This is a genomic window from Synechococcus sp. R6-10 (assembly GCF_047461815.1).
In the GTDB taxonomy this organism is placed as follows: domain Bacteria; phylum Cyanobacteriota; class Cyanobacteriia; order Thermostichales; family Thermostichaceae; genus Thermostichus.
The window spans coordinates 1-6,623 of record NZ_JANSHW010000131.1 but is presented as its reverse complement, the minus strand read 5'-3'; the positions used below and the strand labels follow the sequence as shown (position 1 = coordinate 6,623).

Genomic DNA, 6,623 nt, shown 5'->3' with positions numbered 1-6,623 from the left:
CCCCAAGACCACCATCAGGATGAGGCAGCCACGCACCCCATACACCTGTGGTGGGGGTGGATCCAGCACTTGAATCCAGACGCTCTCCGGATCCCGAGGCGGGCCAAGGCTCAGTTGCTGGCCATGCCGCAAGATCACCCGGCGCACCCGCTCGGCGCCACCGAAGGGTTTGAGGCGGAAAACGCCGTTGGTCGAGTCTTGATCTTCTAGCTGGTAGCGACCGGCATTCCACCCCAGCCAGTAGAGAATAGGGGGCAACGGGATCCGCCAACCCAGACCGGGCAGGCGCCAATCCGGGCGAGGACGGATGTGGGCGTGGAGATGGCTCACCGCGGGGGCAGGGATGCGAATGGTGGCCACCGTCTGGCTGCGACCGAGAATGTCGGATCCCTTCAGGGCAACCACCTGGGGGGGCTCTCCTGGGCAGGTAATCCGCAGGCGCACCGGGCGCTTGGGGGGAGGAGGTTCGGGGGGTTTGAGGAGAGCTGTAGGCCCGACAGGGAAAGGCCTCGCCAGAGTTTTGAAGAAGCGAGCGACGGTGCCCAACAGCGGCTTTTTGTCTTCAGAAGCAGACATGGCTCAGTCCCCCCGCAATTCGCGCGCACGGCGCAGCAGCTCCTGCATGGTCTGGCCGGGACGAGGGCCGCCTGCTGCTGAATTGAGGTTACGGGCCTTGGGAGGCCGGGCAACAGGGGCAGCCGGGGGTAGGGTGGGAGAGGAGGGGGAAGGTGGTGGAGCACCGCTGGGCAGCGCGGGATCCCAGAGGGCCATGTAAAGATGGCCTTGGGCGTTGCGTTCGATCCTGCCGGCCCAGGGGCCAACGCGGAATTGTACCCGCTCGGAACGCCCCTCGCGCACGGCTCGCAGTTCCCGCTGCAGTTGAGCAGGCAAGGGGGCTTGCAGCATATCCTCCAAGAGTCCTTCCACTTGAAGGGTGGGTACGCCATCGGTGACGGTGGCTTCGGTTTGCCGCAGGGCCAGGCTGGATTCGTCGTAGGTGAGGCCCAAGTCCACCCCGCCAAAACGGTACAGGTCGTACACGGTATTGGGCCAAGCGCCCTGCCCCTGCTGGCTGGGGGATCCCAGGCCGGCTCGTACCGTCTCGCGGGAAGTCTCCAGGGGAAAGGCGCGAAACACCGGCTCGCTCCTGTTGTAGGGTTCCAGCTCCGGCGCGGGATCCCGCCGTCCGTTCTGCTCTGAAGCCAAAACAAGGAACTCAGGGATCCCCTCCAGCGGCGGCTCCTCGCTCGAACCACTCTCCTCAGACAGGGGATGGGCATTCTCTGGGGCAATGGGATCTTCCACTGCCGGACGAGATCCTGGCCCGGAAACACGGGGGGCCGAGGGGCGCTGCAGCAACTGTCCCCATTGCCAACTCACCAAAACCCAGCCCAGCAGCCCGCCCATCAGAAAGGGAATCAGGCGCACCCAAAGCAGGGATCCCCCGTTCTCGACCTCCGTGGCCGCCGTCAAGGGCCTGAGCCGCAGAGTACCGGCTGTAACCAAGGACGGCGCAGCGGCAGGGAGACCTCCAGAAAGTGGGCCAGAGGCAGCCTCTTCCGACGAGGCGACTGGGACCTGAGGGGCAATAGATCCCTGTGCTCTGGCTTGAATGTGCTCCAGCTCCGTCAACACGTTAGCCACCGATTGCGGGCGGGCGGCAGGATCTTTGGCCAGGCAACCGAGGATCAAGTCAGACAAACCGGCGGGCAGCGGAAACTTCAGTCCCCAGTCTTCTAGAGGGATGGGCCGGTGCTTGTGGTGGGCCTGGTACCAGCCCGGGAAAGATTCGGTGGTGGGCTTGAGGGGCATCTGGCCAGACACCATCTGGTACAGCATGATCCCGAAGCTGTAGATATCGGAACGGGCGTCCAGCGGCAACCCTTCCAGCTGTTCCGGGGAAGAATAGGCCAGCGTTCCCAGGTAGGCATGGGTAAAGCTCAAAGATTCATGGCTGTTGAGCAGCTTGGCAATGCCGAAATCCACCAGCTTCGCCAGTTCCCCAAAACTGTCATCGGCCACCACGATCACATTGGCCGGCTTCAAATCGCGGTGGATCACCTGTACCCTTTGCCCTTCCATGAGGATCCCCTCGTGGGCCGCCTTTAACCCCAGGCCAATTTGGCGGGCCAGCCGGAAAAAGCGCTCCAAAGGCAAAGCCCCCGCGGCCAGAATATCCTTGAGGGTCTTGCCGTTCAGGTATTCCATCACATAGAAAGGCACCTCATCGGGGGTAAGGCCATAGTCATTGACTTTGACAATGTGCAGGCTTTTTTGGCCCAAAGCCGCGCAGGCTTTCGCTTCCCGTTCAAAGCGCAGGCGGGTGCGCTGATCCATTGCCGGCTGGGAAAGCAGCTTGACAGCCACTTCCACCCCACCAAAGAGCAAATCTTGAGCCAAATAGACTCGCCCCATGCCCCCCTGTCCCAGCAGATGTACGAGTCGATAACGCTGAGCCAAGAGGCGACCCAAAAAGGGATCCGACGCAGTAAACATAGGGAATCGCGGCGGTACGGAGAACAGGTTTGCAAGAGTCTCGAAGGGATCCGGCAGGAGCGGGCTACCTCTACCATAAGCACTGGAGCCGTCATAGGCCATGCTCGCCGCCGTCAATCCAGTTGCCCTTGATGTCTTTGCCAATTGTTTACCACCCCGACTACAGTGCCCCCCTGCCGCCGGGCCATCGCTTTCCCATGCCGAAATTTCGCCTCTTGCAAGAGCTGCTGCTGCGGGAAGGGGTGATCCGCCCCCAACAAGTGCACCACCCTGAGCTGCCCCCTCTCGCCTGGATTGAGTCGGTACATACCCCTGAGTACGTCAGGGCCTACTGTGAGGGATCCCTGGAGGCCAAGCTGCAGCGGCGCATCGGCCTGCCCTGGAGCCCGGAGCTGGTGCAGCGCACCTGTCGAGCGGTGGGGGGTACCGTCTTGACCGCCCAATTGGCCCTGCGCCACGGCCTGGCCTGCAACACCGCCGGCGGCACCCACCATGCCTTCCCTGCCTACGGCTCCGGCTTTTGTATCTTCAACGACCTGGCCATTGCCGCCCAAGTCCTGCTGCAGCAAGGGCTGGTGCAAAGGCTCTTGATCGTGGATCTGGATGTCCATCAAGGAGATGGCACTGCTTGGATCTTTCGCTCCGAGCCGCGGGTGTTCACCTTTTCCATGCACTGCGAGGCCAACTTCCCCGCCACCAAACAACAGAGCGACCTGGACGTGCCCCTGCCGGTAGGCATGGAAGATGAAGCCTATCTCCAGACTTTGGCCGACCACTTGCCCGATCTGTTGGCTCAGGTGCGCCCTGACCTGGTGCTCTACGATGCCGGTGTGGATCCCCACGAAGAAGACCTCTTGGGCAAGCTGGCCCTTAGCGACCAGGGCCTGTTTCGGCGGGACATGCAAGTGCTGAACACTTGTCTAAAGCAGGGCTATCCTGTCGCCTGCGTCATCGGCGGCGGCTACGGCAAAGACCTCAACCGCCTCGTGTATCGCCACTCCCTGCTGCACCGGGCTGCCAGCGAAGTGTACCGCCAATACCGTCTTTAGCCGGGCGCAAACTAGGCGTATTCGGCAATCACTACTGTGATGTTGTCTCGCCCGCCCCGCTCTTTGGCCGCCTCGATGAGCTTTAGGGGAAGTTGCTCCAAATCTTCCACCTGCAGGCAATACTCGATGATCACTTCGTCGTCCAGCTCCTCAGTTAGGCCGTCGCTACACAACAACAGGCGATCCCCTGGGTAAACTGTAATCGGCTGCACAGAAGGTGGACCCGCATCGGGTCGGCCCAGGCAGCGCTCGAGAATATGTCGCCAAGGGTGAATCCGGGCCTGCTCATAGGTCAGCTCCCCCAGTCGAATGGAGCGAGCCACTAAGGTGTGATCCTCGGTCATTTGCTGCATTTCGGATCCCCGTAGGCGATAGAGGCGAGAATCACCGATGTGAGCGCTCCAGCAGTTGCCCTTGGGATCCACCATGGCCACCACCACCGTAGTGCCCATGTCTGCCCGCTCTGGATTTTCCCGCTGATCCTTGAGGATGGCACTGTTGGCTGCTTCTACGGCTTCGCTGAGCAACCGGGGTGCCGGCACGTTTTCCCAGCCTCGATCCAGATATTCTCGGATGGTCTCGACAGCCAACAGGCTGGCTGTAGCCCCGGCAGCATGTCCTCCCATACCATCGGCAACAATAAAGTAGCGTCCCTCCGGATCGCAGTAGTAGGCATCCTGATTGCTGCTGCGGAGCTTGCCGGGATCCGTAGCGCAGGCATATCGTCGCATCACATCAATCGCTCTGACCGATTCAACCTTAAGAGTACTCTGATTAAAGCAAGAGCAGCGAGGGCAGCCAAAACCAAAGTGATAACCGTTAAGGTAGCATGTCCGGCCAAAAAGAGCTGAGTTGCGCTCAAAAAAAAGGCCGCAAACAACACCCCGTAAATGACTCCCAGCCCGGTGTTGTTCAGCTTGCGCAGCAAGCGCTCCGTCTCGCTGGATCGCACCCGCAGGCGTAGCTCCCCTTGTTCTATCTTGCTCAAGGTCAATTCGATCCGGCGGGGCAAACTGAGACTGCTGCTGGTGAACTCAGCCGCTTGACGGCCAACCTGGGCCAAGAGGGTCTCAGTCTCGCTTCCGTTTAAACTCATCAGCTCTTCCGCAAAGGGTTTGGCCACCTCCATAAAGTCGAACTCCGGATCCAACCCTTTCCCCAATCCCTCCAGCGTGGTCAGGGCCCGCATCACAAAAGTAAAGGTAGCCGGGAAACGAAACGGCTGATCGTAGGCCAGCTCGTAAAGGTCTTCGCTAATGGCCGCCACCGAGATTTCTCCCGAGTTGCTGGAAAAGGGTTTGTCCATAAAGTGATCCAGCATGTACTGCACCGAGCGGCGCACCGGAGCCAGATCGGCGGTGGGCACCAGCACCCCCAGTTCCACCAGCGAGGCCACCACCCGATCGGCATTTTTGGAGACCACACCTGCCAGCGTGCCCATCAGCTTTTCTTTCACATCGGAGCGCAGGCGGCCCATCATGCCGAAGTCGTAGAAGATCAGCGTGCCATCGGGCTTCACGGCAATGTTGCCGGGGTGGGGATCGGCGTGAAAAAAGCCATCCTTGAGCAGTTGCCGCAGATAAGCCTCTGCCCCCAGACGAGCCAAAACCTTGCGATCCAGCCCCGCCGCGCTCAAGGCTTCGTAATCGCTGATTTTGATCCCCGGCAGGTATTCCAACGTCAACAGGCGAGGAGAGGTGTAACGCCAATACACTTTGGGGACGGCAATTTGCGGCATATCCCGAAAGTTGCGGCGGAAGGTATCGGCATTGCGGCCCTCATTGAGGTAATTCACCTCTTCCCAGAGGGTGCGCCGACACTCTTCATAGATGCCGATCCAGTCGCGGCCCGGCCCGCCCCAAGAGGTGCGATACTGAAAGAACTCGGCAATCCCACGGCAGATCTCCAAATCGATGGTGAACAGCCGGGTCAGCCCCGGACGCTGCACCTTCACCACCACCTCTTCCCCGGTTTTCAGCTTGGCGCGATGCACCTGCCCCAAGCTGGCAGCGGCCAAAGGGGTGGGATCAAAGTAGCTGTAGATTTGGGTTATCGGCCTGCCCAGCTCCTGCTGCACAATTGCCGCCACCTGTTCGTAGCTGAAAGCAGGCACCCGATCCTGCAGCTTGGAGAGCTCCTCGACATATTCCGAGGGGAAGAGATCGGCGCGGGTGGAGAAAAACTGCCCCACTTTAATAAAAGTAGGGCCTAAGTTAAGCAGCGTTTCGCGGATCCAAATGGCTCTGGCCCGGCGGCGCTTGGCCTTTCGCTCGGGCGTGGGTTGTCCCCCATAGCTCCAAGCCTGCTGATCCAGCCAAAGGTAAAACAGCCAGGTGAGCACAAATCGCCAAATGTCCAGCATGCGGCCCTGGCGAGTATAGTTCTCCCGGGCCCAGCGGTAGGCGGTATAGGGCTTGACGGGTTGTGATCCCAAAGAGGTTGAAGCCTGGGATCCCAGTGTGCTGGCACTCAAGCGTTTCGACTCCGATATTTCTGCAACTCGGAGCGCAACTGCGCCACTTCTGCCCGCAAGTCGTCCAGAGTTGCCTGCAGATCTTCTGTCTGGAAAGGAGGCGGCACCCTTTCCTGGGCGGCCACGGATGCTTCTGCCTCAGCTCGGGTCATGACATCCTGGGCAAAGGTTTGCCAGCCCTCCTGCAGCTCGGCCCACACCTTGCCCACTTCTCCGGCAATATCGGTGAGGGCGCTTTCCAAACGCTCCCGTAGGACATCCGCCACAGCCTTGCCGACAAAAAAAGCCCGCACAACCGGATTCTTCATGCGACCCAAGTGTTAAGAAGCATCACCAGGATTATAACGAATCTTGCCCCAGGCACAGCGGCAGGCCGACCCATCCGAACAGCCTCGGATCGATCGGCCCGGCGGATTGGGGAGTTCGTCCAGTCCTAGCGGCGGTTGGTGGTCATGTCAGGGATCTTCAAATCGAAGACGCTGATGTTTTGCCGTGCAGCCGGCTTGGGATTGAGCATGCGGGCCATGTTGAGGAAGTTTTCTGGATCCCCGGGTTTGGGAGGACGGGTGAGACGATAGGTGCGCACCACTTCCCGCGTCGAGCGC

Annotated in this window: 6 protein-coding genes; 1 reads left to right on the top strand and 5 read right to left on the bottom strand. The window is 60.5% G+C overall.

Features of this window, described 5'->3' with window-relative positions; all coding sequences use genetic code 11:
* The coding region (locus NW837_RS04290; protein WP_414329412.1) for an FHA domain-containing protein at nucleotides 1-576 on the bottom strand (576 nt) is incomplete at its 3' end.
* Nucleotides 577-579: 3 nt separating this feature from the next.
* Entirely contained in the window at nucleotides 580-2,496 is a 1,917-nt protein-coding gene (locus tag NW837_RS04285) for a serine/threonine-protein kinase (RefSeq protein ID WP_414329411.1), read from the bottom strand.
* A gap of 131 nt (nucleotides 2,497-2,627) precedes the next feature.
* Between NW837_RS04285 and NW837_RS04280 the strand changes: the two genes are divergently transcribed.
* On the top strand, nucleotides 2,628-3,545 hold the full coding sequence (locus NW837_RS04280) for a histone deacetylase (protein ID WP_011432582.1): 918 nt from the start codon (nucleotides 2,628-2,630) through the stop codon (nucleotides 3,543-3,545).
* A gap of 11 nt (nucleotides 3,546-3,556) precedes the next feature.
* On the opposite strand, the gene NW837_RS04275 is transcribed toward NW837_RS04280, so the two are convergent.
* Genes NW837_RS04275 through NW837_RS04265 form a run of 3 tightly spaced genes read right to left on the bottom strand, consistent with a single transcriptional unit; the run spans nucleotide 3,557 to nucleotide 6,326 of the window.
* Nucleotides 3,557-4,276, bottom strand: coding sequence for a PP2C family protein-serine/threonine phosphatase (locus tag NW837_RS04275; protein ID WP_414329410.1), 720 nt, complete (start codon nucleotides 4,274-4,276; stop codon nucleotides 3,557-3,559).
* On the bottom strand, nucleotides 4,276-6,018 hold the full coding sequence (locus tag NW837_RS04270) for an ABC1 kinase family protein (protein ID WP_414329409.1): 1,743 nt from the start codon (nucleotides 6,016-6,018) through the stop codon (nucleotides 4,276-4,278). Before NW837_RS04270 ends, NW837_RS04275 begins: the two co-directional genes overlap by 1 nt.
* Nucleotides 6,015-6,326, bottom strand: coding sequence for a DUF6825 family protein (locus NW837_RS04265; RefSeq protein WP_414329408.1), 312 nt, complete (start codon nucleotides 6,324-6,326; stop codon nucleotides 6,015-6,017). Before NW837_RS04265 ends, NW837_RS04270 begins: the two co-directional genes overlap by 4 nt.
* Nucleotides 6,327-6,623: the final 297 nt, after the last annotated feature.

Excerpts from the sequence above, each read along its gene's own strand:
- NW837_RS04285 (WP_414329411.1), bottom strand. The coding sequence starts at position 2,496 with ATGTTTACTGCGTCGGATCCCTTTTTGGGTCGCCTCTTGGCTCAGCGT.
- NW837_RS04280 (WP_011432582.1), top strand. The coding sequence starts at position 2,628 with ATGTCTTTGCCAATTGTTTACCACCCCGACTACAGTGCCCCCCTGCCG.
- NW837_RS04275 (WP_414329410.1), bottom strand. The coding sequence starts at position 4,276 with ATGCGACGATATGCCTGCGCTACGGATCCCGGCAAGCTCCGCAGCAGC.
- NW837_RS04265 (WP_414329408.1), bottom strand. The coding sequence starts at position 6,326 with ATGAAGAATCCGGTTGTGCGGGCTTTTTTTGTCGGCAAGGCTGTGGCG.